At 45.9% G+C, this 25,985-nt stretch carries 29 protein-coding genes; 3 read left to right on the forward strand and 26 right to left on the reverse strand.

What is annotated here, in order from left to right; translation table 11 throughout:
• Positions 1-3 precede the first annotated feature (3 nt).
• The 13 genes from AC6CIF_RS16455 to AC6CIF_RS16515 all read right to left on the reverse strand — a co-directional run bounded on the left by AC6CIF_RS16455 (position 4) and on the right by AC6CIF_RS16515 (position 10,636).
• The gene (locus AC6CIF_RS16455; protein ID WP_498200489.1) at positions 4-3,438 is read right to left on the reverse strand and encodes a tail tape measure protein; all 3,435 of its coding nucleotides are present in this window, start codon (positions 3,436-3,438) and stop codon (positions 4-6) included.
• A 146-nt stretch (positions 3,439-3,584) separates the two neighbouring features.
• On the reverse strand, positions 3,585-3,995 hold the full coding sequence (locus AC6CIF_RS16460) for a hypothetical protein (protein ID WP_211085483.1): 411 nt from the start codon (positions 3,993-3,995) through the stop codon (positions 3,585-3,587).
• A 71-nt stretch (positions 3,996-4,066) separates the two neighbouring features.
• Positions 4,067-4,306: a hypothetical protein gene (locus tag AC6CIF_RS16465; protein WP_211085484.1), complete on the reverse strand. Its 240-nt coding sequence runs from the start codon at positions 4,304-4,306 to the stop codon at positions 4,067-4,069.
• 101 nt (positions 4,307-4,407) lie between these two features.
• Complete coding sequence (locus AC6CIF_RS16470; RefSeq protein WP_211085485.1) at positions 4,408-4,851, reverse strand: phage tail tube protein; 444 nt, start codon at positions 4,849-4,851, stop codon at positions 4,408-4,410.
• 3 nt (positions 4,852-4,854) lie between these two features.
• Positions 4,855-6,207 carry a phage tail sheath subtilisin-like domain-containing protein gene (locus AC6CIF_RS16475; RefSeq protein WP_498200491.1) on the reverse strand — a complete coding sequence of 451 codons (1,353 nt, stop codon included), beginning with the start codon at positions 6,205-6,207 and terminating at the stop codon, positions 4,855-4,857.
• Entirely contained in the window at positions 6,188-6,433 is a 246-nt protein-coding gene (locus tag AC6CIF_RS16480) for a hypothetical protein (protein WP_498200493.1), read from the reverse strand. Before AC6CIF_RS16480 ends, AC6CIF_RS16475 begins: the two co-directional genes overlap by 20 nt.
• Entirely contained in the window at positions 6,430-6,897 is a 468-nt protein-coding gene (locus tag AC6CIF_RS16485) for a hypothetical protein (RefSeq protein WP_498200494.1), read from the reverse strand. The genes AC6CIF_RS16480 and AC6CIF_RS16485 overlap by 4 nt, the downstream gene beginning before the upstream one ends.
• Positions 6,897-7,421 (reverse strand): HK97 gp10 family phage protein, encoded by a 525-nt coding sequence (locus tag AC6CIF_RS16490; protein ID WP_498200496.1) that lies wholly within the window; start codon positions 7,419-7,421, stop codon positions 6,897-6,899. The genes AC6CIF_RS16485 and AC6CIF_RS16490 overlap by 1 nt, the downstream gene beginning before the upstream one ends.
• Positions 7,411-7,734 carry a hypothetical protein gene (locus AC6CIF_RS16495; protein ID WP_341130501.1) on the reverse strand — a complete coding sequence of 108 codons (324 nt, stop codon included), beginning with the start codon at positions 7,732-7,734 and terminating at the stop codon, positions 7,411-7,413. Before AC6CIF_RS16495 ends, AC6CIF_RS16490 begins: the two co-directional genes overlap by 11 nt.
• Positions 7,731-8,117 (reverse strand): head-tail connector protein, encoded by a 387-nt coding sequence (locus AC6CIF_RS16500; RefSeq protein WP_498200498.1) that lies wholly within the window; start codon positions 8,115-8,117, stop codon positions 7,731-7,733. The genes AC6CIF_RS16495 and AC6CIF_RS16500 overlap by 4 nt, the downstream gene beginning before the upstream one ends.
• Positions 8,095-8,415 (reverse strand): Rho termination factor N-terminal domain-containing protein, encoded by a 321-nt coding sequence (locus AC6CIF_RS16505; RefSeq protein ID WP_498200500.1) that lies wholly within the window; start codon positions 8,413-8,415, stop codon positions 8,095-8,097. The genes AC6CIF_RS16500 and AC6CIF_RS16505 overlap by 23 nt, the downstream gene beginning before the upstream one ends.
• The gene (locus tag AC6CIF_RS16510; protein ID WP_498200501.1) at positions 8,415-9,362 is read right to left on the reverse strand and encodes a phage major capsid protein; all 948 of its coding nucleotides are present in this window, start codon (positions 9,360-9,362) and stop codon (positions 8,415-8,417) included. Before AC6CIF_RS16510 ends, AC6CIF_RS16505 begins: the two co-directional genes overlap by 1 nt.
• A 23-nt stretch (positions 9,363-9,385) precedes the next feature.
• Positions 9,386-10,636, reverse strand: a complete 1,251-nt coding sequence (locus tag AC6CIF_RS16515; RefSeq protein WP_498200503.1) for an XkdF-like putative serine protease domain-containing protein — start codon at positions 10,634-10,636, stop codon at positions 9,386-9,388.
• A 65-nt stretch (positions 10,637-10,701) separates the two neighbouring features.
• Between AC6CIF_RS16515 and AC6CIF_RS16520 the strand changes: the two genes are divergently transcribed.
• Positions 10,702-10,986, forward strand: a complete 285-nt coding sequence (locus AC6CIF_RS16520; protein ID WP_127550611.1) for a hypothetical protein — start codon at positions 10,702-10,704, stop codon at positions 10,984-10,986.
• On the opposite strand, the gene AC6CIF_RS16525 is transcribed toward AC6CIF_RS16520, so the two are convergent.
• From AC6CIF_RS16525 to AC6CIF_RS16570, 10 genes are all read right to left on the reverse strand, one after another.
• Positions 10,983-11,813, reverse strand: coding sequence for a phage minor head protein (locus tag AC6CIF_RS16525; RefSeq protein ID WP_498200505.1), 831 nt, complete (start codon positions 11,811-11,813; stop codon positions 10,983-10,985). The genes AC6CIF_RS16520 and AC6CIF_RS16525 overlap by 4 nt on opposite strands.
• Positions 11,806-13,287 (reverse strand): phage portal protein, encoded by a 1,482-nt coding sequence (locus tag AC6CIF_RS16530; RefSeq protein WP_498200507.1) that lies wholly within the window; start codon positions 13,285-13,287, stop codon positions 11,806-11,808. Before AC6CIF_RS16530 ends, AC6CIF_RS16525 begins: the two co-directional genes overlap by 8 nt.
• On the reverse strand, positions 13,288-14,979 hold the full coding sequence (locus AC6CIF_RS16535; protein ID WP_498200509.1) for a terminase large subunit: 1,692 nt from the start codon (positions 14,977-14,979) through the stop codon (positions 13,288-13,290). It lies immediately after the preceding gene.
• Positions 14,973-15,866, reverse strand: a complete 894-nt coding sequence (terS, locus tag AC6CIF_RS16540) for a phage terminase small subunit (RefSeq protein WP_498200511.1) — start codon at positions 15,864-15,866, stop codon at positions 14,973-14,975. The genes AC6CIF_RS16535 and terS overlap by 7 nt, the downstream gene beginning before the upstream one ends.
• A 308-nt stretch (positions 15,867-16,174) precedes the next feature.
• A complete protein-coding gene (locus tag AC6CIF_RS16545; protein ID WP_498200513.1) occupies positions 16,175-16,384 on the reverse strand; it encodes a hypothetical protein in 210 nt (69 codons plus the stop codon).
• A 131-nt stretch (positions 16,385-16,515) separates the two neighbouring features.
• Positions 16,516-17,553, reverse strand: coding sequence for a DNA cytosine methyltransferase (locus tag AC6CIF_RS16550; protein WP_498200515.1), 1,038 nt, complete (start codon positions 17,551-17,553; stop codon positions 16,516-16,518).
• Positions 17,550-18,086 (reverse strand): ParB N-terminal domain-containing protein, encoded by a 537-nt coding sequence (locus AC6CIF_RS16555; RefSeq protein ID WP_498200575.1) that lies wholly within the window; start codon positions 18,084-18,086, stop codon positions 17,550-17,552. Before AC6CIF_RS16555 ends, AC6CIF_RS16550 begins: the two co-directional genes overlap by 4 nt.
• Positions 18,087-18,139: 53 nt before the next feature.
• Positions 18,140-18,958 carry a hypothetical protein gene (locus tag AC6CIF_RS16560; RefSeq protein ID WP_498200517.1) on the reverse strand — a complete coding sequence of 273 codons (819 nt, stop codon included), beginning with the start codon at positions 18,956-18,958 and terminating at the stop codon, positions 18,140-18,142.
• Positions 18,959-19,210: 252 nt separating this feature from the next.
• Positions 19,211-19,579, reverse strand: coding sequence for a hypothetical protein (locus AC6CIF_RS16565; protein ID WP_498200519.1), 369 nt, complete (start codon positions 19,577-19,579; stop codon positions 19,211-19,213).
• A gap of 126 nt (positions 19,580-19,705) precedes the next feature.
• Positions 19,706-20,044: a hypothetical protein gene (locus AC6CIF_RS16570; protein ID WP_017687522.1), complete on the reverse strand. Its 339-nt coding sequence runs from the start codon at positions 20,042-20,044 to the stop codon at positions 19,706-19,708.
• Positions 20,045-21,016: 972 nt separating this feature from the next.
• Between AC6CIF_RS16570 and AC6CIF_RS16575 the strand changes: the two genes are divergently transcribed.
• Complete coding sequence (locus AC6CIF_RS16575; RefSeq protein ID WP_433581280.1) at positions 21,017-21,583, forward strand: hypothetical protein; 567 nt, start codon at positions 21,017-21,019, stop codon at positions 21,581-21,583.
• Positions 21,584-21,855: 272 nt separating this feature from the next.
• Here the strand turns inward: AC6CIF_RS16575 and AC6CIF_RS16580 are convergent, their stop codons facing one another.
• Positions 21,856-22,335, reverse strand: a complete 480-nt coding sequence (locus AC6CIF_RS16580) for an ArpU family phage packaging/lysis transcriptional regulator (protein WP_498200521.1) — start codon at positions 22,333-22,335, stop codon at positions 21,856-21,858.
• Between the two features lie 256 nt (positions 22,336-22,591).
• On the opposite strand from AC6CIF_RS16580, the gene AC6CIF_RS16585 reads away from it, so the two are divergent.
• A complete protein-coding gene (locus AC6CIF_RS16585) occupies positions 22,592-22,903 on the forward strand; it encodes a hypothetical protein (RefSeq protein WP_498200522.1) in 312 nt (103 codons plus the stop codon).
• Between the two features lie 42 nt (positions 22,904-22,945).
• On the opposite strand, the gene AC6CIF_RS16590 is transcribed toward AC6CIF_RS16585, so the two are convergent.
• Both AC6CIF_RS16590 and AC6CIF_RS16595 read right to left on the reverse strand, forming a co-directional pair.
• Positions 22,946-25,036: a DNA cytosine methyltransferase gene (locus AC6CIF_RS16590; protein WP_498200524.1), complete on the reverse strand. Its 2,091-nt coding sequence runs from the start codon at positions 25,034-25,036 to the stop codon at positions 22,946-22,948.
• A 57-nt stretch (positions 25,037-25,093) separates the two neighbouring features.
• A complete protein-coding gene (locus AC6CIF_RS16595; protein ID WP_498200526.1) occupies positions 25,094-25,966 on the reverse strand; it encodes a hypothetical protein in 873 nt (290 codons plus the stop codon).
• Between the last annotated feature and the right edge of the window lie 19 nt (positions 25,967-25,985).

Consider the following 25,985-nt stretch of genomic DNA (forward strand, 5'->3'; position numbering starts at 1 on the left):
GAGTTAACCCCCTGTCTCCAATGCTTTGTATATTTCTTCTCCTGCTACATCACGAATCAGTGCGCGCCCTTCAGGGCTTGTCAGAGCCTTGGCGAAGGATTGGAAGTCTGTTATGCCCGCTGCAATCCCTCCGAGATCGATTGTGACATTGCCTATCGTTACAGACTTGCTTCCACTGGTTGCCCGCGCAGACAACGGAGTCGTCCGGACCGGAATGGCACTGCCGGACGAATTCGGACCTTCAATACCATCTACACCATCACGCATCGTTCCCGCGATCAAATTCATACGTTGTTTAATAGAGTCCGGCCGTAATCCATCTGAAAACATGGATACAAAGTTTCCCGCCCATCGATCCGATTTGCTGGCAGGTCCCTCCTTTGTCGGAGAACTAAATCCAAGGTAATCCTTGATTACGCCTGCGGCCTTAGATACGATACTGGTCAATGTCGGGAATTTACTTTGCATTCCCGCAGCCATCATACTGATCAGATTGCTACCCCAGGTGCTTCCTTTGCTTGAAACAGTAGAGAGCGATTCAAGATGTTGCCGAGTAAGATCAATCGCACTTTTGGCCGATGAGCTCACACCGCTAAAACTTAATGCAGCTTGGCCGTTGCCGCTGATAATATCCCTTGTGCTATTCTTCGTAGTAACACCCAGATCCTTGGCTTTCTGTTCGGTTTCCTTGGCTGCCGTACCTACGGCTTTGACGTTACTCTCAGCCTCTTTGGACTCAGAACCTTTGAACATGCCAACAAGCTTATCTTTAATATGATCTGCGGCTTGGGTAATGCCGCTCTCGTTCATTGCATCTGTAAGACCTTGCTTCAGTCCGCTTTTCTGGACATTAGAAACAACACTTTCCATCGTTTCCTTGATTTTTTGTTCGCCTTCCTTAGTTGTAGAAGCCGTTGTAGTGATAAATGATTCTTTGGGCAACTGGAGTATAACTGGCTTTGGCTCTTCCTTTGGTCCAAAACCCATCCAACCCTTGATAGAGTCCGTAAGAGATGAAACACCATCCACGATGTCACGAGTGATACCGCTTGAATCAGCAAGTGCTCCAAGCTTCTCTCCTGCCCAGTTTCCAAAGTAAGCACCTGCAGCAGTTCCGAGTGGGCCAGCTAACGATCCGACAATACCACCCAGCGTACCTCCGATGGCACCACCTGCAACTGAACCGCCTTTCGTTGAAATAGCCTCCTTCCATCCGGTCTCCTTTGCAGTTTGATACAAATCATATGCTCCGAAACCCAAGGATGTGGCAGCCCCAATTATCCCGCCAGCTTTCAACATTTTCGCATTCGATTTTAGAAAATTTCCAAGTTTCCCACCGTTCGGTACATCAGGAGTAGGTGGAGGAGTTGGCGGATTTGGTCGACGTACACGATATGGATTTTCACGCGTCCCGCGTCTGTTCGGGTCACGTGTATCAGGAGAATTGTTTCTATTCCGGTTACGATCTCCCCCTGAACCTCGGTTATTCCCGCCGCCACCTCTTCTATTTCCACGATTTCGACCATTACCTCTACCTCCAGATGAAGATCCATACACATTCACTCGATTGGCATTAATAGTCATCGTGGATGAGCTACGAACTCCACCTAATGGGTTACCTGAGCTGTTTCGGTTACGACCTAAGTCACCCCTGATTCGGCGGTCACCTACTTGATTACGGATACGATTAGCACGTTCGGCAGGTGTTTCCTCCGTTGGACCAGGTGTTGGTCCGGATGATCTGCCCCGAATGCGATCCCATCCGTTTTTAAGCCCTTGACCCGCCCCGGTAACGATATTCTTACCTTTTTGTCCTGCCCATCCAACAGCTCCGGCAAGATCTGAATTGAGTTGACGCACTCCCTGGCCAAAAGAAACCAGTCCTTTTATCACAAGCACACTGGCCAACCCAATCAATGCTGCATTAATTAAACCAGCGTTTTCCTTATAAACATTGGTCACTTTTGTAATTGCATTTACAACACCTACACCAAAAGCTTCGATGCTGTCTTTGTTCTCAGTGATTAAGGTGTTAAATTCTTTAAGCGCCGGCAATGAAGCTTGCATGATATTTCCGCCGATGTCTTGCATCTGCATTTGCATTTGAGCTTGGATCTGGTTGTATTCGGTCATGGGGTTTGCTTGTTGTTGAGTTGCAACCAATCGATCAGTGGTTCCGGTCATATCCGGTGCTTTTTCGAAAGGTAGACTATACGTACTCAGAATCGAATCTGAATTATCCTCGGCAGCAGCTGATCCAAGAGTTACAAGCGATTGCTTTAAATCACTTCGACTTTGACTCGCTAAATCCGCAACTAATGCCGCTATAGCTCCCTGTGCTTTTTGCTTATCCCCAGAGTTAATGTCTTCTGTGAATGCTTGAGCTTGACTAGCTGCATCCTTTTTACCTGAACCCCTGCTAACGAAATAATTAGCCATGTCATCAGCATTTAGGGCTTTTACTCCAAAAGTTTCTTTAAAGAAATCACCAGGCTTGTCGAAGTTGAAAGCCCCACCTTGGACCGTTTTTGATAAAAAATTACTCATCTGAGCAGAATCCGTACCGCTACTAGCAAAATAAGGACTATATTCCCAGAATGTATCGAACAAATCTTGCTGACGATCGCCCACACTTTGATAGGCATACATCATGCTATCTGCGATCTGAGTAGGCGTTTCTTTAAATGCATTACTAGCTTGGGCTAATGCACGGTTGACTTCCTCTGCTCCAGCGTCAGGACGAATGTATTGAATCTTTGATGAAGCCGCGATTGCTTCACCGATCATAGATTTATCAGGGAACATCGGTGCAATGTCGGCCAGATTACCCGCACCAGCTGCACGGTCTGGAATGATCCCTTGAGATACAAGATCATCATTTATTGCGAGTGCTTTTTGCCGTTCCTGAGCAGGGATATAAGGTGCGCTGCGCGCTGCTTCCGAGTAATAGTCTGTTACACCACCAAACAGCGCATCTGACATTCCACCGCCAAGCACAAGCCCCCCAGCTACAGTCGCCAAAGCTGCAATCTTGGCAGATATGCCGTCTACTAATGGGCTAATCTCGTCATTTGCTCTGAGTCGGACATGAGCATCACTTATCCCGCGGATCTCGGCATCGGCACGACTTGCAGACCGCCTTAAATCATCGGCCCCAGCTCGCGAACGACGAAAAATATCATCCACTTGGACACGATTGAAATCCCGTACTTCATCTGCTGCACCATGTATTCGTCTGCCTAAATCATCTGCTGCATCTCTAGCTCTGCGACTACTGGAAACTATATCATCGCCCATGCTACCGGCAATGCGTCGAAACTCTCTCACGTCATCTGTGGCTCTTTGGATCAAACTGCGCATGTTTCGCACAGCACCAGATATTAAATCTTTAGCTTCAAACGGGACGGTCACCCGACTTGTGGCTGCGATATTGTTCACCCCCTTTCCATGCTACTTGTTAAGCTTCTTCATCTCTTCCTCAGCCAGCATCGATGCGGCAAGACAGAAATGATATTGTCTGTTCCGATTTACTTCATATGGCAAGACTTCGGCAGGCAGCTTCTTCTGATTAATCCAAAAGGATGCTATCCAGCTTGCTTCTCCGTCTCGCCGGATGAGTTTTTTGCTTCTTTAAGCAACGCATCCTTAGTTTCCTGAAAGTTCCGGACCGCTTTGGCCAAGATGGCATAATGATCTGGATCATTCAACACCCGCGGTGGCAATTCATTTTTATTGATGCAGTTGTATGCCTTCAGGAGTTCGATGTTCTTCCAATCAAAATCATGCTCTGTGGCTTTTACGATCATTGCATCAATGTCATTGAAAGATCCTTTTGCAGTGCCGTCATCGTTGTATGCTGATTCATACGCTCGGCGCAGGTCTATGGTGGTCAGACGACGTACAGACCATTTATCTCCGTCTACCTCAACTTCAATCTGTTCAGGTTTGGCCGCCTCTGTACCGGCCGCAAGATATTTTTGTAGTTTGTCGCTCATTGTGATTCCTCCAGTAATTTGATTTTGGAAACAAAAAGACCGCCAAATAAATGACGGTCACGGTAAAAGTCTTATAATAATGACGTTTTGACAAGTGTGATTATGCAAAAGATAGAAACTGCTAAAAAAATAATCGCTGTGTAGCGTTGGCTCTTCCAAATTCGAATCCCATTAGCAATAGTAAGGATGAGCATTGCAATGGCATTTAATGCAGTGGAATACCCTTGAACCGTGTTAACAATAAGCAAAATCATTACCACTACCCAGGCAAACCAGAACCAAAGTGGAAACTTCTGAAAAAACTCTTTCATCGCGATTTTCTCCTTATGGCATTTATTCTGTCTGTAGTAGGGTATTCTTCAACTTATATCAAATTCCTTTATTTGGATTATAATTCGCTACAAAATTAATATTAAGCCATGTAATCCGGGAACTGTTCCACAAATTCAAAGTCAGTAGCCGTTCCCTCCAACGTGATATCAATCCCCGTGTTACTGTCGATCTGGGCAACCAAAATGTCCATGTTGCCGTGAATATGAATCCCTGTCAGAAGGACTCGCTCCGTATTGCCTGTCTGCATGTCCTCCAAGGAACCAGTGATGCGATCGAGGAACATGGTTTTACCTGCTTTAAAGTCTGTCAACAAGCGGTACCGGAGCCGTGATTCCAGTTTGGACATGACCAGTTTAACCGGGATTTCATAACCCACGATTTGTTTTGTCTTCGCCATTCGGCGAGCTCGGACAACATCCAATGTTTCAGGATTCAGTGTGACTTCAATTTCCTTGATAGTCTGCACCGCATCCCCGTTATCGTCTTCAACAGAGAGATTACGGCCAATAAGTTCGCGTTCCATGTATTAAGCCACCTCCCAAGTAATATAGAATGCTTCGATGGCATCAAGCGGCTTGGCGAATAGCTTGAAATACGCGTAATCGAAGTCACTTACATTGTTCGGATCTTCCGTGAAGGTATAACCTTCATCAATTGCTTTTTGGCTCCTGCGGATTGCCAGGTATTCAAGCACAGCCGCAATAAACATACCCCGACCATCCTTGTCATTGTCCAGTTTAGCCTTCCACTTCTTCGCCGTGGAATAGATGTCGTTCAGGACTTGGTCGATCGTCATAGAAACACGAATCTTACCAAAGTCCTCACGTTCACCTGCACCCATCGTTGTCAGCGTATTGACCGCTGACTCAATGATATAGTCGTAACCGTCTCGTGTAGCCATCAGAGTTCCTTCAGCCAATCCTTTAATAACTTCGCTATGGCTCCAATCGATGGCAGCCTGTGTCATTGGGACCTTAACCCCTGTAAAGGACTTATTCGCAGGTGTACCAGCCATCAGACCAGCCAACCATGCTCCCCACTGCACCGAGTTGTACGTTTTCCCGTTCGTGTGTGTCCCAGCTAGTGAACAGTTGACGATGTACCGCGCGTTCATAGCCCGGCTACGAACATTATGCTTATCAATGTCGGTATCATCCAGTGGAGGGCCAGCAACGACCAACTGAGCGAGCCTACGGGCCTTCATGCGGCGATCAAGCAACCATTGTTTAGCAGCTGCTTGAACAGCAGCATCCGTGGAAGGTAAATAGAACACATCGAAGGTCAAACCGTCCACCCGGTTAAAGATCCGACTCCAGTCAGCCGCTGTAATTGTCGCTGAACCAGATACGGCTCCCGTAAGCGCCGTATATGCCGCGTCTGCCAAAACAACAGCGCCTGTGGACTTAAAGCGGACCATATTAGACTTCTTCAATGCTTCTTCTGCAACAGTCTTATCGGAAACTGTGAACGTCTCTGTGTCATAAATCCCTTTGGTATCGCGAACGATGATTTCCTTTTTGGTGGCATCGACCAAGCTGGCACGAATCATGTATTCAAAATCATTGCCGCGCAATCCTGGATAACGTGCCTCAATCATGTAGCTGTCTGTAACAGATACGGAAGCAACCTTTTCCAAGCCACTGGTGACACGGTAACCAACCACCGTTGCCCCCGTTTCCGAAGCCAGCTCCAATTCATCAACCTGCAGGCCGCTTTCCTTCAAGCGTTCGGATGTGTCGGCCATATCAATAGCTTGGTTGGCCGCCCCCCATTCCGCTTGGTAAGGGATCAGTACGCGGCCTGTCACTGGCACGACTCTAGCCTTGGCCAAAGCGATCAACTCAACATATCCCCCTGGTCTAACCCTCTGAATCGACATTCAACGATTCCTCCTTTTGTACCGCTGGTTGCAAATATGCTTCCAGTCGGTTTTGTACTTCCTGCTGGGATAGCAGGGTATCTGAATTGCAATCAAAAAGGGCTCCCGCCACCTCAAAGCGTTCATGCTTCAAGGCAACTGCACCCTCAATCCATTCTTGCTTGGTACGCTTGTTCAGATCCTTCTGGACAGCGGCAGCAAGCCTTTCCTTGCGTGGTGTACTCATGGTGTGATCTCCTTTCCATATCCAATGTGGAATTCATTGATCTTCGGTACCGGAACCTTCGGCACTGCCAGAAGATACGAATACCTGCAGGTGACTTCAATCCGATCCTTTTCGGGTCGGTTACGCGGTGGTTCCATCACCAATGCCACACCGAAGCGTTTTGAAGCGTAGCAAAACCGCTTTTGGCGAAGGAATGTGAACAACGGTTCCAAATCAAAGGGGATGGGTTCCCCCTCGTCTTCTTCCGTTACTCGCTCCTTATCAAAATGGAAGACAAGTCCTACATCCTCTACGATCCGGTCAGCACGCGGGGTATGGGTCTTATCAGAAACAAGATCCGTTTCTATAAAAACGGAAGGTGTATCAAAATTCCCGGCCAGCCATTGCGTCTTATCCCGCAAAATCGTCAGATCTGGGTAAACAAGCCGCACGATTTCTGCCCATGACTTCAAACCTTTATCCATCAGCGCAGCACCCTTTCCAACTCAATTTCAAGCCGCCTTATGATGAGCTGATTCATTCCGCCTTCAAACTGGGTCACGGCAATGTCGAAATACTTCCGACCGATGAAGCTACGCGGTTTCGCCATGAATCCAGTCTTGGCATTTAGGTCATACACAAATGATTCACCGCTGTTCCAGTAACCTGGTACCCAATGGGCTTTGTGAATCGTGTAACCGTCATTAATCAAACGCGGGTATCCCCATGCCCCTTGATCGTTTGAACCGGACCCAAGATCAGATCCGACTTCCAATGTGATAGAGTTCCTGTCAACGTCCCATTCCCATACGTTTCCGTCGCCACCACGGGTAAAGGAGTTCCACATCAAACCTGTATCAATAAGGCCTTGCCTATCGATTTCGTCAATGATGTGGTTTAACAACGTTTCACCCAAAGCTTCGGCAATGTTGGTCAGAATCCGCTTCATCCCTTGATCAGCTAGTTTTCTGAATCTACGTGCCAACCCATCAAAGTCATTAACGATCATTGCCTTTCACCTCACATGTCATCAGCAGCTCCATCCAATAGCGGCGAGGATTCGCATCGATGACGAGATAACGACGACCGAACAATACAATCTCATCGCTGATTCTCACATCAGCCGTTTTGGCCACGCCGATCGTTTTCTTCACGATGTACATCACGGGTTTTGCATCAGCCTTGTCGGATGTCTCCGTCTTGATAACATGGCATTTGAGATCCGCAATTTTGCCGCTCTTCCGATCATTGAACAGATCATCACCGTCCCGCTTGCTGCCTACCCGGTAAACGGCAAGTGGCGTTTTAAATCGATGATTCACAACAAATAGGCCGTGATGTTGCCATCGTCCGGCCCTTCCTGTTGTTTCTTCACCCAAAGGAACAAGATTGCGTCCACGTCCGGGTTACCCGTGGTCATGCCTGCAATCGCTTGTCGGGTGTATGTCCAAGCCCCATCGCTCTCAGAAGCATAGTTCCGAGCGACAGCAGCCAGATATTCCTCACTGTCCTGTAGGGCAAGCCCTTCAGCCAGCTTCACCCATGCGAGCATGAGCTGCCGATCCACATCCTCAGGAAAGGGAATGGGTAAATACAACTCAATACGCACCTGGGCGTCATCAATGTACTGTTCCAATTGCTCCGATGTAGCTTCCTGAATAGGTGAGACACGACTACGAGTTTTAAGAAGTTGGGGCGTTAGCATAAGGATCATCCTTCTGCGGCAGTGCTGCCAGTGCATCGGTCAGTTCTTGCTTATTCATGGATGAAAAACCTTTGATGCCCTCAGCCTTTGCTTGTTCCTTCAATTCCTGAAGGGAAAGACCATCATCTTTGCCGTTATCGTCTGCCCCTGGAGCAGGTTCACCTCCAACCGTGAAATCCTGCTCTTGCGCCAGTTTATCTGCAATCTCATCAGCAATCATGATCGGCTTGTTAGGCTCAAAACGAATGCCATACTTTGTTAGTGAAGTATTACTACCTTTAAAGGTAATCTTTTTCATTAGAATTGCACCCCTTCTGCCATTGCAACAGCACCTGGTTCCTCGAAAATGAAATCCCCATCTGCATGCGTAGCATAGAATCGTTTGTCCTCTGTTACAGCCGCTTTACCTTCGGTTGTCTTACGGATAATCATGTCATAAGTATTTACAATGACAAAGTTTGGTTTATACGTGAATAGAACTGCACCCTCAGGCATATGTGGCACTTCTTCCACATCGTAGTTGTTGATTCTCTTTTGCGCCCCTAAGATTTGAATTTGAATCGAAGCACTGGTATCTTTCAAAGCCAATTGTTCCAAGCGCTCCGAGAATGTATTGGGATGCATGAAATATTTGAACTGTCCCGCACTACGCAATCTTGTTGGCACAGAACGTTCTAGTCTGAAGAAAATACCGAGCTTACCAGCTGCGTCAAGTGTAGACCAATCAGTGAAATTCCCAGTCGAGCGAGCTTTTTTCAACCAGCCATCAGCAATGCTCAGGAAGTCATAATCAGGATCAGTGTTCAGAGTGCTCATATTACCATTAAAGCCCAAGTCCTGCATGTTTTCGCCAAAGTTTCGGGTCATGCCACCCATGATGATTTCTTCAATGTTCTGTTTCCGAACCCGCTGTTCCATCCGAATCTTTTCTTCCGTGATCTCATATTGGAGAGTTACAGGAACAACAGAATAAGGAACTTGTTGATACACAGGTTCAGTTTGCTTACCAGCGGGATTCCCCTCTCTTTTCTTACGTAGGTTTCGCCCTGTCACGCCGATCTTGTCAATAGTCCCCTTCGAACCGTCACGGGTTTCAGTACGGATTCCTTTCAAGAATTCTGTGGATTCGTATGCCATCTGCAAAAATGCATCGACTTCCTCATAGTTCATTGCTGCTGGATCAAGACCGGTATGAATTGTACCTTTGCTAATGCTGCTATTTGCGATTTGTCCGTTGTATCTCATAGTTTTATATTCCTCCTTTTAAATTAAACGAAGCGGGCCAGCGTAGAAGTGCCAGATGCTTTCTGAATTTGAGTTTCTTCTGCGCCACCTTGAGCAGATCCACCGCGGCTGTTTTTAACGATCTGCACATCAGCAGCCAACGTAGTCATTTGCTCAGTCAATGGAGCGAGAGCCTTGGCAATGGCATCTGTAACAGCATCTGCTTCTGGATTAGTGCCCGTTCCCGCACCCGATGTTCCAGCGTTTGGATCTGGATCATCTTCGCCATCCTGTTTCTTCAGTTCAGTGACATCAGCTGCCAGTCCCTCCATTTGTTTAACAATAGGCCCAACAGCAGCCTGAACGGCTTTTGCAATATCTTCTGGTTTCAAATCGTCTTCCTCCTCAGGCTCTTCTTCAGGAGCCGTTTTATTTTTAAGGTCGGTCAATGTAGCAATCGCATCATCAATGTGTTGCAGGTTACTGGCAGAAATCTTTTTGCCCGCTTTGACAATGGCTTCAGGCGGTTTACCTATCGCCTTCACGATATCTTCCTGCACCAATACGTCTTGGGCAATTTCAACAAAATCTTGCAAGGCCTCGCGAATGATTTCGGCGTCTGTCTCCATCCCGGATTCCCAGGAGTCCCAACGAAAAAGAACCGCGTTTAAGGCGTCCTGCGCTGCCCAAAACTCACGGTTCTTCCGGTTCTTATTGTATTTGTCGGCTACAGCCCCTTTGACGATCGGAGACAAGGCTGCATTGATAGCTTTCTTGATGTTGTGAAGCAATCCCTTGGAAACTTCCTCTTCATCCTCGACTTCCTCACGCTTACCCACGCCAAACATTGAAAATCCTGTAATGTCACCCTTTTGGATTTCTTCCCAGGCACCGTCGTCAGTGACCTTCACACCAGCAACCCACGACCCTTTTGCAATCACTTGGTCACCTATCTCCATATCACACGGGGCAATGTAGGATTCAACAACGTATCCTTTGTCAGCGTCCAGATCGTGCTGCTTATCGATGTTGTAGGTATGTTGGTTCTCCATGAACAGGTGCGCCGCTTTCTCAATCTCCACAGCGTCCATCATGTCGCCATGGACATCTTCGACATCTGGCTGATATACCACACCAATAACGATGTGTTGTGTGTCATCCACTTTGGCGATTTGGACTTCCTTTTGAATAGCGTTTTTCCCAGCAGCTTTAATGATGGCAAATGGCACACCATTAGCGCCCTTATCTACCAGCGACAAGTGCGTAATCTTTGCATCCTTCATTTTGTAGGTCATTTCTCATCTCACCTCCTCTCAGAGAAACATGGTATAATATCCCAAAATAAATAAGGAGTGATTTCATGGCTACTTGGACCCCCATTGAAAATGCTAAAATTGTAGGAATACTGCCCGATTACAGATTGTACAAACAGAATAATAGCGATAGTTCAGCCGCTAAGATCTGTGCTCAAAATCTTGTGAATAACGATGTATTCGGGATTCTAACAGCAAGAATAAATAATAATGTTTCTGAACCGCATGATGCGATTATCCAACACATTAAACATATGGATAAAATAGCTAGTGGAGAAATTCCACCCAATCAAGGTGATGAGTATGCATGGGCTAGTTGCCTCAAACTTTAATCCAGTACCAATTGCATTGTACATCGACAATTGACTATTTCTTTAGCTTCACCTGAAGGATCACCGGGATACATCAGCTTGCTTTTGCCGACCTTAAACGGTTTGTCCAAATCAACCACTTGACCATTTGCCTTGCGGTGAGTCTTCCGCGTCCTACTGCCGGCTGCAGAACGCCATTTCTTACCCTTAGCAATCTCGGACTGCTTCCAACCTTCAAGCTTACCTCCATTGACTGCTGCTGTGCTCATCGTTCGGGATACTCGTTGCGCTCGCTCCATGCTGAAAGGTCCATCTTCACCCGTAGCAGCAATCGCGCTGATCTCCTGAACAAGCAAAGCCCGCTCTGAAGGCGTGTTCCCTTCATCAATCGCCTTTTCGAAGCTTCGCAAGAGTGTATCCGTTGAAGACTGGTTCATATCGGGTACCAGGCTGCGGATCTCCTTAACAAATTTCTTAGCCGCCTTATTCTTAGTGCTCCACACCTTTTCATCATCAAGCTCAAGCAGCTCAGACTCTCCCGCCAGATTGAACAAAGGTTCGAATGCTTCCTGTACCGCCTGTTCAAACAGATCCCCGAAGACTTCGGATGTGTGTAAAGCAACCATGACCTTGCCCAACTCACCGATATCACCAAGAGATTCCTCGCTCAGTTCAGCGATAGCTTCCTGAAGGGCTTCTCCCTGAAGCTCAAGGATCTCCATGATCCGGTCTTCACCCTGTTTGTACAACTCTTCAAGCAACTTGCGTTCCACATATGTCAGCTCAAGACTATCAAGAAACTCATCGTCATCAGCTTTGACAATCAGTTCCCAGCAAGCTTCACACATGAGCGCCCACCCCAGCTGATCCTTTTCGCAGTAAACGCTTAGCGATGATCGAAACACGCTCCTGCAGGTCGTCAGCATCGCCGTTCCCTTCCGGATCAAGAATAGCCGGTTGGCTTCCTGCTAATTGTGCAATCGGCGTATCAAGGTATTTCGGACTGAACTTACTTTCATCAATCGTCGTACCCAAAACATCCTCAGCAATCGGGATCAGGTCACGGACCAACATAATACCGCGGTCAGCAATAAAGTCCAACATTGCCTTGCGGTCTTCTGGATCAATGATGCTCGGTGCTCGAAGCACTGCTTTCACTCGGAAGATTCCCATGGCTGGGAACAACCGCTTGTTGAAAATCTCGTTCATGATCCACTTGCGGTAAGGTTCAAATACTTGTTCTTCAGCGAATGCCAACGCTGCTTGAGCTGTCGCCCGGTTATAGTCTGAGCTTTGGCCAACAAGAATCGGCGGTAAGCGGAAGGATGACAAGATATCAGCTTTCTTTTCCTTTCCATAATCAAGGAAGAGCGCATCTTGTTGCAGAAGGTCATTGAGCTTGTCCATCTGGATAGATACTTTCTCGACCTTCTCGTCTAATGGTCCGCCTGTTTCTTGCCCTTTGGCTTCAAGGTAAAGAATACCCCCTTGGGATTGAGATCCTTTGACCTTACTCAATAGCTCCATGGATTGTTGAGTGAGTCGTCCATTCGTCACAGTCAGGATCATGGAAAGCATTCGACCATTTGAGAAATAGGATACGTTCAATTCCTCAGCTTCACGAGAGCCGACTACACCAGGCGCGTTCCCAAACCAGCGAGGTTCACCATAGGCGCCGTCATTGCCAACCTTCAACGGAATGACCTGATTCTCGGTACCATCAGTACCGAACAATCGAAACCAAACTACCGATGTCCCGCGCTTCATTGCATATCGACGTGCATAGATTTGTTGAGTGAATTCCTCAACTTCTCGGGTAGAGCTGATCCGTCGTTTGCGTTTAAATGTCGCAAGTTTGCTTTCCTTAGTGTATCGTACATACTTCGGGTCCATCCGGAAGATCGTCGGGAACTCGCTCCCACTCGGCCAAGCAACTTCCATGTTGGCCATCCCCGTGCTTTCCAAATCCTCAATAAGCTGGCCTATGATCTCTTCAGGATTATCTTCGAGGTTACAAGTCTCCAAAAAGCGTTCTGCGCGGTTCCATTCTTCCTTTGCAGTCTCGTCACTCTCGCCTGGCAAGTACTCCAAAGCGATGCCATGTCCGGCAATGTTGCGCTTGTATGCTTCAATACACTGAGGAATGATGTTGCTGTTTTTGACAAGCAACCTGCAGGATGTAGGGTCATTGCCTGAATCAAACTCTAACAGCCCGTGATGATCGTATAAGCTGTCGAATACATCGGGAAGTTGGGCACTGGATGGAATGTGCTTACCTTCTTCCTTCGCAAATGGAACCCATGATGCATTTCCTTCACTCAATTAAATCCACCCCGCTCCCCCATTGTTTTCTTCATGCTTCGATTCCTCCCGTTGCTGTTGTTTTTTCTTAAACCATTCGAACCACTTATCGGCTACCTGACGCACCTGCAAGGCAATGGAATAAGCCATGATTCGGTCATCGTGACAACCGCTGTCTGCTTCTGCCTTGCCTTTGTTATCGATGAACGTCATACACTCACCGAACAGTTCTGGACAGTAAATATCATAAAGCTCATCACGAATGGCTTCTTTGAAATCACTGATCATCACGGGACGGGTTGCCTTATTGGTTTCCCATCCAAGCTTGCCCTTCTTATGAAGGAACAGCAGCGGGTAATGACAAGTATTGAACAAAGTGTTAAGCACTGATTCACCAGTGTTGTTGTTTTCCACTGCCAGCAAAGCTGTGTTGTAATACAAGCCCAACATGTTCAGCTTTTTCCCGAACAAGTCAGTGTCCCACTTGCCATGCAGAGCGGCGCACATTTCGCCTGTACGCGCATCGATCACATAAGCAGCGTCATAATCGCCATCTTCGGTACCCTTTGCTGTATCTGCAGATAAAATATATCGTTTCCCCTGCTCTGGAAGGTGATAGATAACCAGTTCCCCATTCAGTGTAGGGATAACATCTTGCTTAACAAAGTCAATTTCATACCGAATGCCTGATTTCTGAATCGCATCCCGCAGTCGCTTAATAAACTTGTTATCAAAGATACTTTCACCTGATAACAAGAACGCTTCGTCAGGTTCAGAAGGGTATTCCTGTTCAAACTGTCGTGAATCACCGCCGCAATCGTTCCGGATGGTGTACCGTCGCCATTGCAACTGCTCATCGTCCAACCCGTATTTTGCCTTCAGTTCCAGTTCATCTTCGCTCAGCTCGAAGCCAGGCGGAACGGGCTTGCGGTAGTCGGGCATCTCAAACCATGCAAAAAAGAGCGGAGAAAAATCATTCTCGCCCTTCACGGCTGCATCCCATATTTGCTTGAACTCTTCCATGCCGTTTGCTGTAGATTCGATAATTCCAATGCTTCCTGGCTCTTTGGACAAAGCAGCAAGAAGGGAAAGCAAATGTCGCTTCTTCTTCTTGGCTGGCCAGAACGCAACTTCGGAAGCATGCAGATAATGTATCGTGTCCGAACGGGCAAGTACCCGGCTTTCGGCTGTCTGAACGGTGATCTTCGACTTTAACCCCGGATTTCTTCGACGGTCTGCCGTCCGGATCGCGGGGTTCTCAAAAGTCAGCTTTTTGGCGTTATTCTTGCGAGTCATCGGCTGTATGACTGATGGCACTCGTTCATAGTAAAGCTGGAACATATCGAACAAGTTACTTGAAGCATCGGAAGACTGAGCAACGATAAAGGCATTCTTTGCTTCCTGTAATGAGGTGAAATAGTAAATCAATGCTTCCGTCACCGTTGAAAAGCCCATTTGCCGAGCTTTCAGAATGATGATCCGAACGGGCTTCCCTGCTTCCAGATCCTCAAATACCTTTGCAGCATAACGCCGCTGGGCATCATTGAGGATCAACCTTACCATAGCACCTGACTTGTCCTTGATCTTGAGCATCCGGTAACAAAACTGTTCGAAGTCTAACAAGATCGCTTTTAACTCAGTGAGCTTGTCCGGTCGTTGTTGCAGCCTACGCTTGATTCGACGACGGTGTTCCTTAGCCAGTGCAATTACCAATCTAAATCATCCCCATCGTCATCTTCATCGTCTACATCATTTCCGCCCCCGCTTTCATCCCCATGGCCCAACGCCTTGTATTTATCCAGCTCAAGACGTTCACGGGCGATTCTTAATTTCTCTTCTTCTTGCTGCAAGCTGGCGATCAAATTGATGACCCGAAGCTTCTTATCCCGTGTTTTGACCAAGGCTTCCTCTTGTTTGAGAATCTTGTCCAGCTTGGACGTGACTACGGTCGTAATCTCGGTGACCTTCATCCCTTCAGTGGTAAGTGGTACCGTGATTGCCTTTCCTGTCTTAGGGCTTAACATAGAAACCTTGTCCTGCCGCTGCATGAGCTCTTGCTTTGTCTTACGCTCTTCGTCAGTAAGACCGGATTCAAGAAGCTTAACCCGCTTCATGTGTCGCCGCTCCTGCAGTGATAACATGATTAACTGTTCATTGAGCTGCGCAAGGGGGTCAGTATCGATCTGATCCATCATATCCTGTTCATCAGGCTCCAACGTATCAAGAAAGATCGTTTCATACATCCCTGTCTTGAGCGCATGCTTGTTGCGATATGGACCACCATCGCCACCACGGTTACCCACAGCATTCCGGTTACCTGGTGGAGCACCACCCCGATTGCCAGATGCATTCTTGTTGCCTTTAGGCGCTCCCCTTGATTTCTGAACGCTCCCATTCGTTCCATTTGGAGCGCTCCCTTTGGAATCCCCCGAAACGCTCCCATTGAGTTCATCTTCCCAGCGATCCATGGACTTCCACTTGCGGACCCTGGACTCGGGAATAGAAAAAGCGGCGGCGATGTCTTTTAGCTTCATCGTTCCGCCGCTCTCCAGCCACATCAGTTTAGCTTTGTCCCGTTGGGGACTTCTCTCTCTGGCCATCTACATTCATCACCACCCCCAACACGAAAAAAGCATGGGTTATTAGCTCCAGGCTTGTCCATCTAATTTTTTGGTCATTAACACACTAAGAAAAACATAATTTTAAAAAGGAGGGAGGGGAGAATTTGAGAAAAATTAAACGAATCACTATCAGTTTACTCGGTGTAAGTATTTGTATTGAGTATGCATAATTAACTGTTTTCATCTGGGGTGGAGCCAGTATCTCTGCCCCTTCAGCCCCCCTCACTCACTTCTTATTACATGTGTATTTACTAAAGCTGAAAAAAGTACTTTTATTATTTTAGTGTTTAAAAATCGTCTTGCTGAAGCTTGATATCCAACTCGATGAGACGTTCCAGATCCTGAACGGTCTGCATCTTTATATTTCCAGCCTGCAGGTCTTTCACCCACTGGGCAATAGATGCCTTGACGATCTTCCTGTACTGCTCTTTACTCTCAAGGATACCTTCCATTACAGCGAGTTCATGTTGCAATAAATCTTCATCTGGTGTTCTCATGCGTACCCCTCAGCTTTCCGTTATGATGGAATGCGAGATAGCGGATGTCTGCAAAATGCCACGCGTGGCGGGCCGCTATCTCAGCCGGGGGATACCCTGGGTTGTTGGGGGGACGTTACTGCGTCCTCCCTTTAATTTTGTTTAAACCATTGAAGATGGATCTGCTCGGCAATTCTCTGCATCATCACCGGCGGAACACTCATACCGCATACATATTGCACATTGGCGTCCATGAAGTCATAATCGTTTGGAAATGTCTGCATTCTAATAGCATCCATATCACTGATATGCTCAGGCACATCATCCCTCAGGAACACCGATGAGCTGGCAAGCGTGTTGGCCACTTTTTGGTCTTTAAGCAGTATAGTATTGAAGTTGCTCATTTTACCCTCTTCACGTTCTGTCACATCGCCCATATTGAGGTCAGGCGGTCTCTTCTTCAGCCAACGCTCATACGTCAGGCTTTCCTTCGTAATCGGCCTGCCTGCTCCACTACGGATAGATCCATATAAGACAGGCTGCTCATTAAAATCCAAACGAAGCGGTGGAAATGGCATGTCTTCCCGAACCGCAATGAAGAAGACTCGTTCACGCTTTTGGGGAACTCCCATTGTGGCAGAGTTAAGGAGGAATAACTGCACCCTGTATCCCATCTCTCGGAAGCGGGAGATCACCATACTTACGAATCCCCGGGCTTTGCCAATAACCATACCTCTGACATTCTCGGCAACGACCACCCGCGGCTGAAGCTTCTGCACCACTTCAAGAAACTCAAAAAACAGGTCATCCAGTTGTTGGACGGCCTGCCCTTCTCGGAAGGCGTATTCCCCTCCCCATTTATCTTCACGATCACCAGCCGTTGAAAATACACTGCAGGGCGGTGAACCATCCAAGATGTCCAAGTCAAACAGTTCTGGTGGTAGATCTGCATCAGGGATGTTCTTAAAATCCTGAATAGGCATCAAGAACGGATGGGGCGGGTTATGATTCTGTCTGTAAATCCTCATCATCTGCGGATCGATCTCTACATTTCCCAGCATTGTGTATCCTGCTAGCTTATATCCCATTGTTGAGCCACCGCCGCATGAGAAGCACGAAAACACTTTATGACCATGTTGCTTTACATCCTTCAGATCGGCCAGCTTCCATTCCCATGATGGCTCCTTCATGATGTTTCCGCCTGGTCATAAACGAATCCACACCGCGGACATTTACAATCAAAGTTCGATTCGTCAAAGTCGGATACGTCCAATTCTTTATTAGTGAAATCTCCTAACTGATCCTCTTGTGGCTCCGTGAAGTCGGCTAGAAGCCTGGCAATCTCCGTATCATCAAATCCAGACAGCGCCAGCTCAGCACCTGCACCCTGCAATTCATCCAACAGGCCAGCCAATGCTTCCTCATCCCAATCACCTGATACCTTATTCAAAGCAATATTCAGGAGCCGTTCCTGCTGATCGTCCAGATCCACCACGGATACCTGCAGCTCAGTGTGGCCAAGCTCATTGACCATAATCTTATACCGTTGATGGCCACCGACCATATGCCCTGTGCGTTCGTTCCAGACAATCGGCTCCACATATCCGAATTCCTCTATGCTGCGGCGAAGCTTTTCGTATTCCAGATCCCCAGGCTGAAGGTCAACACGGGGGTTGTAAGCTGCTGCATTAATCTGATCGATCGGCACGATTCTGATGTTTATATCAATTACCTCCTTGAATTTAGAGCAAAAGAAAAAGCCACTCATTAAGTGACTTATTTCAATTGCTGATGTAATGATGCTAGCGCTTGAGTAGCTTCCTTCTTCTTTCTTTCCCGCTCTCTTTTTGACAACTCTTCATCTAAGATTAATTCAATCCCTATCCGAACAACTGGGAAAGCTTTTAAGCACTCTTCTTCAGTGAGTTCATGGACACCTTTACTTAAGATAGAATAAATCATCCTATTATCAACAAGAAATTCAGGTAAATATCCCTTAAGAAGTCCTATCTTTTCATTCATTCTTGCAGCTTGAAAACTTGGCTCGTCCCATTCTGTGTCAGTCAATGCCTCTATATGAGCCTTTTCAATCAACTTTTCGAAGACTCTTCTTAGATAAACAAATGAACCAACACCAACTCCGTGGGCATTTAAACCTATAGCTCTATTAAATTCACGATTATCATCTACTCCAAGAATTTTACGATACCTTTTAGTATCCGCGTTTGTAAGATCTGCATCAGAAGGGAATTGTCCTATCTTTGTGAAGGATATATTACTATTGTCATGCTTAAAAATAGTAAAGGTATATAGAATTTTGTGTTTTGAACCACGCGAACAAACCAAAATTATACTCTTGAAATAATTCTCATAGCTTGGTGCTTCTTGTGTCACTTTTGTTTGGTGGACATTCCCACCTATTGTTTTGAACACAGCTTCTTTATGGAAGACACTCTCACTCTCACACCATGGACAGTACGAGTCGTAAACGAATCCATCTGCGAATAGCTTGTCTAATTTCCAAAAATCATGTAATTGGAATTTTCTTTCTTGGTACAGAGCACTTCCAAGTAAATCTAAAACATAATCTTGCATTATGTATTTTCACCATCCTCTCTTTTGAATTATTATTCGACAATAAAATCGCATTACCTTCATCCAGCTAAATTGTGTTGAGTTGGTTTCAACGTTTGGGTGACCATCATATGCATGCATAGGCTCACTCAGACGCTGTTCTCCGCTCTTCAATGAACTGATCCCTGCAAACGGACGTTCTCTTGCTAAGAAGCTCAGAACGGCTCACATTCTGGTATATGAAAGCAAAAGAAAAAGCACCACGATGGGTGCTTAATCTTCATCTTCTTCATCTGAATCAAGCTGTTTCAATTCCGTTTCAATTCTATCTTGAATACTCTTAGCTGTAACTTTGAAAGCATCGGCTTCTTTTACTAAATTATTTGCTAAAAGTAATTTATCATGGAATTCTTCAACGACTGGTCGAAGCTGCTTTAATAACATGTTATGTTCTGGAGAATCAGTTCCGGCAGATTCATACATGGAAGCAAGAATTTCTCTTTTAACATCTAACGCAAAAGCTTCGTCTCTGATCTTCTTAGCTTCATATTCGAGATTAGTGACTTGCGTATCCAGTTCTTCCTTCCACGCCTTTAAAGTCTTAACCCTTAACGATAGATTATTCTCGGTATCAAATTTCATCACCTTACACCTCCTCTAACAATATTAAAACGTGCTAGAGATAATATACGACCTTGGAACATTTTGGTCGCAAACTATTTTTATTCATTCGAGATAAAGAAAAAGCACCCCGAAGGATGCTTACTTTTAATTAACTTTAGGACTGGGATCGTACAGTCCTTCAACTACGAATTCAAAACCGAAATCTGACTTCAACTCTTCCAACGAATAGATGTCGCCTGGAACTTTACCTTCATTAAGGTTTTTGATCTTTGCCTTAAGAATATTTGTAGCTTCATGAGTGAGTACCTCGTGCTGATGTTCTCGGTAATAATCATCAGTCAAAATACGGTTACTCGAAAGTTTAACAACTGCATTCACAAGCACAACCTTGCTATTTTGATTATCAACGTACAAAATATCGTAATAATTTCCAAGCTCGTCTTTAATCAAATCTCTAACAGGTAATAAACGAGGTGTATTCATGCTAGTTTCCCCCTCTCTCTAAGATGACTTTCAGGTATATTTTACCTCTTTTGGACAAATGGGTCTACTACAGAACTGTTTAACCCCGTCGAAGCGTCCCCATACACAACCTTTGCACTTCTCTGGCTGCTTGTTCGGGCGAATGCGTATCTTCTTCCGTCTTCTGCTGATCACTTCAATTCCTCCAATGAAAAAAGCCGATCCATGAAGGAACGACTTAAAATGTGATATGTATGATGTTGGTGTTACGTCATAAAAGCTTGCGCCCGAAACGGTCGCCGCAAAAACGCTGCGCTCTTTGCTTTAAATGCATACGTACTATGTAACTATAGAGGAAGAACAAGACCATTTTACTGAAGCTACCAAATGCGGGTCAAGGAACAGAAAACGGGTGAGTCCCGATCTACCTGAACAAACATCCTATTTCCTTTGAATCCCTCCCTATTTGAATAAGAGAGCTTTTGATCTTATGATATAATAAACCATTTTTATCCAAATGGAGGTGCTTGTTTGAACATGAAAATTAAATGGGGTATGTTAGTCTTCGTTATTACTATGCTAGGTTTTTTTATTACACGAACACAAAGTGAGACATTTCAAACAATATACAATCTTTCAGGCATCCTGATTATCATTGTGATTTCCCTTTTTATGTTTTTGGGAAAGAAACGTTAAATACAGTTAGCAGAGTAGAAAAGGCGAGAAGAGGAACGCCCCAGTCATATGCCGCTTTTGCAGCTGTGCGTTTCATTCTCGCTCGATTTCCACAATACAAATATATCACGTCTAAAGTCCAGCGAACGATCACTATTCATTCAAAATAAGGTCATTAATCAGTCAACAAATTCAAGAGAACACTTTGTAAACTTAATGTAAAATTTAAGGTAATACACCCATAATTTGTGTTTGATAGATTACTAGTGATATAATATTCCTGTAAAAACCAAATTTTATGAAAAGAGGTCTGAATCTATGAAAAAAATTAAGCAACTTGGAATCGCATCACTTTCCGCACTCTTACTGTCATCATTTACACTACCCGCTTTCGCCAGCGCTCAAGTTGCTAATGGCACTTCACCTGTCAACACAGGGACACAAATTGAATTGCCCACTGGTCCTATTAACAAAGATGCCAGAATTGAATTAGAATTAAGACAAGTTGATTACGACGCTCTTTTTAGAACTGTTGGTTCTGAACTAGGAATGACTACTGCTGCTGGAGAAGTCGGTACGCTTGGTTGGAAAACAAAACTGGCAAAAGAAGTAGCACAAGAATTAATCAAAAAACTCAAAAACGTTGGGTCACGTGCTTGGAATGAACAGATTAAAGTGTACGTAGATAAATTACCATTGACAGCTGGTGCAAAAACTACTTTGAAAACATACCTCAGCTATCAAGTACTAATGCAAGCTTTGGATATCATGGTAGATTTCTCAGGTACTGCAGAAGATGGTCTTTCTAATGCCTTACAATCCGTTGGTGTTCCATCATGGTTAAGTGATCCAGCTGCAAGAGCAATTGTCTTCTTCCTGCTATAAAATCGAACTTAGGGAGGACTAAACGTGTACATACTCGCACTGTTTATACTCATATCTACAGGTTTGGTATCCATAATCGATATTCTATTTGGTATAAAAGATTCTGGTGAAGGAATCAGATTACTGGTAACTATCTCACAGGCTCTATTCTTCTTATCTTTGTTGTTCTTTGTGATTAAGATGCCTACTAAAAAGAAGTAATAACGATACTCTATAAAAAAAGCAGGGTAGACTGGTTAATCCATCAGTCATACCTTGCTTTTTCATATAAATCAACAAACGCCTTCCTTTACTTGCTCTTGTATGACTTCTAAGCCCAGTGCACTTGCAAGTACACTCACCGCTTCAAGCTTAATTCTTCTAAATGTGCTTTCGCTTATACCCATCTCTCCGCAACTGATATAATCGAACTCGCCTTCATTATCCAAATAACTACGTTGAATAACTTCACGTTGAACAGAAGATAACTTCTCCATTGCAAGACTAAGTAACCGATCCTTCTCCTTCAGTTCCGCTTCCTTATCTACGTTGTAAACAGCAATGTTCTCCGTTTGCTTATTAATTGCATTAGTAGATTGATGTTCTCTATAAACATAAGCCTGCGTGACTGCTGCCTGCCGTCTCACGAAACCGATCTGCCGGTACTGCCGAACGGTTTCAATATATTCCTCCACAGCGCGGCGGGTAGCTTTCTCGTCGATCGGCAGTATGTTAAAAGTTAATTGTAAGTTGTTTTTTCGGCGTTTCCCCATTTTGATCCCCTCACCGTGTTATAATTTTTGGTGAGGTTTAACTGATGAGTCCCCCGCCTGGCCGCCAAGCTTGCGGGGGATATTTCTTTGTGGACTATTCCCATTTCTTATATTTAAATAGCTGAAATACTTTTCAACTTAAATGGTTATTAAATCCTATCCAGTGAGATTTAGGCTTATACATAACGAACAAAATTGATTTTATTTAATACATTGGACTGTGACCTAAACTTATTTCAGGAGGCTGATTAATACTATGGGTAAAAATCACAGATCTGTTGGAGCACGTATCCAAACACCAAACCAATTAGAAAAATGGAAAGGTATCCTTGTTGATATCACACTGATTAACGGGACAGTAGTTAATGCTGTAATCATCGAAGAAGTCATCCCCATTGATGCTATCGAATCAGAAGTAACATACGTAAAATATCATAATGGTATACCGTTAAAGAATACCATCCAAGGAACCCACATCGTAAATGTCCAACAATCAATGGGGCCAACTAATCCTCCTACCTGTAATTGGGTTTGGACCACACATGGATGGCAATGGGTCTGTCGTTAACATAATAAATTTGTGTCCCCAGTGAATCGTCGAGGAAATCCACTAATGAATTATTACATGGATCTCCTCCTTTGCTGGTGACACCCAAACTGGGTCCCAGCTCAGTGCGAATGATATCCCTGCCTCAGCTTCTGCGGCAGCCAGTAGGAGGACGTTGCCCATCTCTTCCTGCGCATCAGGAGGTACGGCGTTTCCGATGTACTCCCGTGCCTTTGCATCCGAGCAATCAACCAGTTGGAACGGTCGTCCGTCTGGAAGGTGCGTTGCGAAACTCTGAATCATAGCTAGTTCATACGTCGTGAGTGGTCGGTGCCAAGTACCATCAGAGGCAATTATCATCCAAACCCCTTGTTCTTTATCAGAAGGTATTCTTGGATCTGCAACTGCTGCAGCGCCGGCATGAACATCCATACTTCCAGTCACGGTTTTAGCTGTTGAATTCCATTCTTGAACACCCATCGTATCTGCACGTGGTTTGCTTTTAATCCGAGGATCTGCAATGACCTTGCCTTGCCCTGCAGATACACCGCCTGTGGTTACTGTTGGGGATGTATTTTCCCAGTCTGATACCCTATAAGCTCCGTCGTGATAATGACCGGACACGTTCGGATCTGCGATGAGCTGCGCGCCGTTTTGTACATCAGTCGATCCCGTTACCGTAGCCGCGGGACCATCAACTGACTGCATCCGGAACTGATCCGTATATCGCCCTGGTCTATCCGGTACCCGTGGATCTGACACGCTGCCAGCAGATTGCATAATGCGGTTTGCCGAACGAACGGTTTTAGCTGTAGCGTCCCAATCCTGTACACCGTAACTGTCCGAATGCAGTTTAGTGTTAACGCGTGGATCTGCAACTGCAATTGCACCGGATCCGAATCGTGTTCCTGTAACGCATGGAGCTGGTTCATCTGCAGGAACAATCCGGTAGACTCCTGGATGTCGCCCTTCCCTGTTGGTAAGGTTAGGGTCGGAGATATTAGTAGCCCCCTGATTTGGTCCAGCTGCGCCGGTGATGCACGTCGCTGGGTCATCGCTGAGCTGAACGCGGAACAGATTCGTTTTCCCATCTCCGTTTATCTGCAGACGCGGGTCCGATATGGCCGCTACGCCATTACTTCGTCCAGGTCCCGCCGTGCTTGTGACCGCTCTGCTCGGTTCCTCCCAATCCGCTACCTCGTAAGCACCACTACGTGGTTCATGCACTACGCGAAGGTTTTCCCAACCAATAAGATTAAGATCACGCCAGTCGCCACCTGCAGGAATCAAGGCCAACCTCATCCACGTTTTCCATTGGAGCCTTGGAAGCTTATGAAGTGGACCACCTGCTACGATGTCACCCGGTTCTGGTAGATAAGCAAGCACGTTACCGATAGAACGCAATGACTTTTTAAGCGGATAGTAAATGACATTCGGCATCTGTGCTTCGTGTCTGGCCAGAATGAGGAAACGCACACGGTTTTGGCCAAGCCCTCCGATTTCCCCAAGGTTGTGATCTGAGCGGATGCTTACGGCGTACCCATGTTTCTTAAGTAGCTTCTTAATCTTGGCCAGAAGTGGTTTTCCTCTGCTGGTGATCCGCGGCACATTCTCAAGCTGTATAACTGCCGGTACCGAACCGCCATATTCAAGGCATGCACGCAACGTCAGTTCCAACCCATGAACCGTTAAATAGTTAAGGGCTTGGTACTTGTCAGACGCCGCTTTGTTTGCTGGCAGAAGTCCGCTCAGTCCTTTACATGGCGGGGACAAGAACAAGAAAAACGGGACTTGCTCCTTGAATGCCTGCCATACGTCCCAAGCTGTAACCTCTTGCCAATCCTCTGGCGGCTCGTGACCGTGCCAAGCTTCGTATTGCCATCGTTCGAATAAATCCATGCAGACTGATGTTTCCTCGCCAGTGATCAGATCGTGATTTCTGCAGGCTACTGGATCGGAATCAATCGCACAAAGCACCTTGAACTTGTACAACTTGCCGCCGTATTCCACTTGGCTACGCATAGCACCTGCCGTTGCTCCACCAACTCCAGCAAACAGGAAGGCGGACGTTTTATACTCAACGTTGTTCAATAACGCTCCCATGAAATCGCCCTTTCTTGGTAATTTTGAGATCATACGTTCTGTTTGATGCATGCAACTGGTCACCCCGGCCAACTTTCGACCGGGGGGATGCTGCTATATGAATGATGCTTAGACTGCTACGCCATCCTGCATCATTTTAGTGACGCGCTTTTTGTAGGCGTTGAACTTGGAACTGATTTGCGAACTTGGGATGTTCATTTCTTTTGAAATCTCCAACCATGTCTTGCCTTCTACCTTCCGTTGCTGAAGCAGTGCAGGGAAATCGGCAGGACCATCAGCAAGTTTGATATCATCAAAGATTGGGCGCTGAGCAAGGATGAATTGTTCAAGTTCTTCCTTATCGATCTCAGCAGGTGGATTTGCTTTATCAACTGCAGGCGGATCTTGTTGTGTTACGTGTTGGGTATCGGTCGGCGGTTTGTCACCTTCTGAACCATCTGAAGAAGTAAAGTCCATTTCCTTCGATCCGGACTGATCATCGCCGCCATCCTTCATCCAGTCTGGAATGTCATTGTTATCGTTATCACCGTAAGGATCATTTGGATCAGTACCAGGATCATCGCCGCCTGTCGGTGGAACAGTTGGCTGGGCGTCACCCTCACCAGTTTCCTGACCGTCTCCAGTTGGTTGCTCTTGATCAATTGGCGCTTCAGCTGGTCCAAACAACTGAGCCTGATTCTCGTCCTGCTCAGGTTCGTCAGCTCCCTCAATTCTGGTCACCACTCCTGATGCATCGGTTGTCACAAGACGACCCCCGTTCCAAGTACGGTACATAGCGTCCCGTTCATCCTCTTCAAACTCAAATGCTGCTTGCGGATCTCCAAGGAACACATTGATTTTCTCACCTTGGTTAGTGGACAAGAACATGAAATTATCCTGAACAACCTTCAACGGCAAAGTAAGTTTAATCTCCACATCAGACTCGCCGACTTTAAATCCTTTTCCCATAGTTGCGCTGAATTTTGCAAAGTTTTTAATCATTTCAGTCATCTCCTCAAAT

The sequence above is a fragment of the Paenibacillus sp. GQ49 genome (assembly GCF_059759055.1).

What these genes read in the sequence shown, in the direction of transcription:
- AC6CIF_RS16560 (WP_498200517.1), bottom strand. Translation starts at nt 18,958, where the DNA reads ATGCAAGATTATGTTTTAGATTTACTTGGAAGTGCTCTGTACCAAGAA.
- AC6CIF_RS16550 (WP_498200515.1), bottom strand. Translation starts at nt 17,553, where the DNA reads ATGAAGGAGCCATCATGGGAATGGAAGCTGGCCGATCTGAAGGATGTA.
- AC6CIF_RS16520 (WP_127550611.1), top strand. Translation starts at nt 10,702, where the DNA reads ATGGCTACTTGGACCCCCATTGAAAATGCTAAAATTGTAGGAATACTG.
- AC6CIF_RS16585 (WP_498200522.1), top strand. Translation starts at nt 22,592, where the DNA reads ATGGGTAAAAATCACAGATCTGTTGGAGCACGTATCCAAACACCAAAC.
- AC6CIF_RS16565 (WP_498200519.1), bottom strand. Translation starts at nt 19,579, where the DNA reads ATGAAATTTGATACCGAGAATAATCTATCGTTAAGGGTTAAGACTTTA.
- AC6CIF_RS16505 (WP_498200500.1), bottom strand. Translation starts at nt 8,415, where the DNA reads ATGAAAAAGATTACCTTTAAAGGTAGTAATACTTCACTAACAAAGTAT.
- AC6CIF_RS16570 (WP_017687522.1), bottom strand. Translation starts at nt 20,044, where the DNA reads ATGAATACACCTCGTTTATTACCTGTTAGAGATTTGATTAAAGACGAG.
- AC6CIF_RS16515 (WP_498200503.1), bottom strand. Translation starts at nt 10,636, where the DNA reads ATGACCTACAAAATGAAGGATGCAAAGATTACGCACTTGTCGCTGGTA.
- AC6CIF_RS16575 (WP_433581280.1), top strand. Translation starts at nt 21,017, where the DNA reads ATGAAAAAAATTAAGCAACTTGGAATCGCATCACTTTCCGCACTCTTA.
- AC6CIF_RS16595 (WP_498200526.1), bottom strand. Translation starts at nt 25,966, where the DNA reads ATGATTAAAAACTTTGCAAAATTCAGCGCAACTATGGGAAAAGGATTT.
- AC6CIF_RS16590 (WP_498200524.1), bottom strand. Translation starts at nt 25,036, where the DNA reads ATGCATCAAACAGAACGTATGATCTCAAAATTACCAAGAAAGGGCGAT.
- AC6CIF_RS16480 (WP_498200493.1), bottom strand. Translation starts at nt 6,433, where the DNA reads ATGAGTACACCACGCAAGGAAAGGCTTGCTGCCGCTGTCCAGAAGGAT.
- AC6CIF_RS16470 (WP_211085485.1), bottom strand. Translation starts at nt 4,851, where the DNA reads ATGGAACGCGAACTTATTGGCCGTAATCTCTCTGTTGAAGACGATAAC.
- AC6CIF_RS16500 (WP_498200498.1), bottom strand. Translation starts at nt 8,117, where the DNA reads ATGCTAACGCCCCAACTTCTTAAAACTCGTAGTCGTGTCTCACCTATT.
- AC6CIF_RS16460 (WP_211085483.1), bottom strand. Translation starts at nt 3,995, where the DNA reads ATGAGCGACAAACTACAAAAATATCTTGCGGCCGGTACAGAGGCGGCC.
- AC6CIF_RS16510 (WP_498200501.1), bottom strand. Translation starts at nt 9,362, where the DNA reads ATGAGATACAACGGACAAATCGCAAATAGCAGCATTAGCAAAGGTACA.
- AC6CIF_RS16475 (WP_498200491.1), bottom strand. Translation starts at nt 6,207, where the DNA reads ATGTCGATTCAGAGGGTTAGACCAGGGGGATATGTTGAGTTGATCGCT.
- AC6CIF_RS16545 (WP_498200513.1), bottom strand. Translation starts at nt 16,384, where the DNA reads ATGAGAACACCAGATGAAGATTTATTGCAACATGAACTCGCTGTAATG.
- AC6CIF_RS16525 (WP_498200505.1), bottom strand. Translation starts at nt 11,813, where the DNA reads ATGTGTGAAGCTTGCTGGGAACTGATTGTCAAAGCTGATGACGATGAG.
- AC6CIF_RS16485 (WP_498200494.1), bottom strand. Translation starts at nt 6,897, where the DNA reads ATGGATAAAGGTTTGAAGTCATGGGCAGAAATCGTGCGGCTTGTTTAC.
- terS (WP_498200511.1), bottom strand. Translation starts at nt 15,866, where the DNA reads ATGGCCAGAGAGAGAAGTCCCCAACGGGACAAAGCTAAACTGATGTGG.
- AC6CIF_RS16465 (WP_211085484.1), bottom strand. Translation starts at nt 4,306, where the DNA reads ATGAAAGAGTTTTTTCAGAAGTTTCCACTTTGGTTCTGGTTTGCCTGG.
- AC6CIF_RS16580 (WP_498200521.1), bottom strand. Translation starts at nt 22,335, where the DNA reads ATGGGGAAACGCCGAAAAAACAACTTACAATTAACTTTTAACATACTG.
- AC6CIF_RS16490 (WP_498200496.1), bottom strand. Translation starts at nt 7,421, where the DNA reads ATGATCGTTAATGACTTTGATGGGTTGGCACGTAGATTCAGAAAACTA.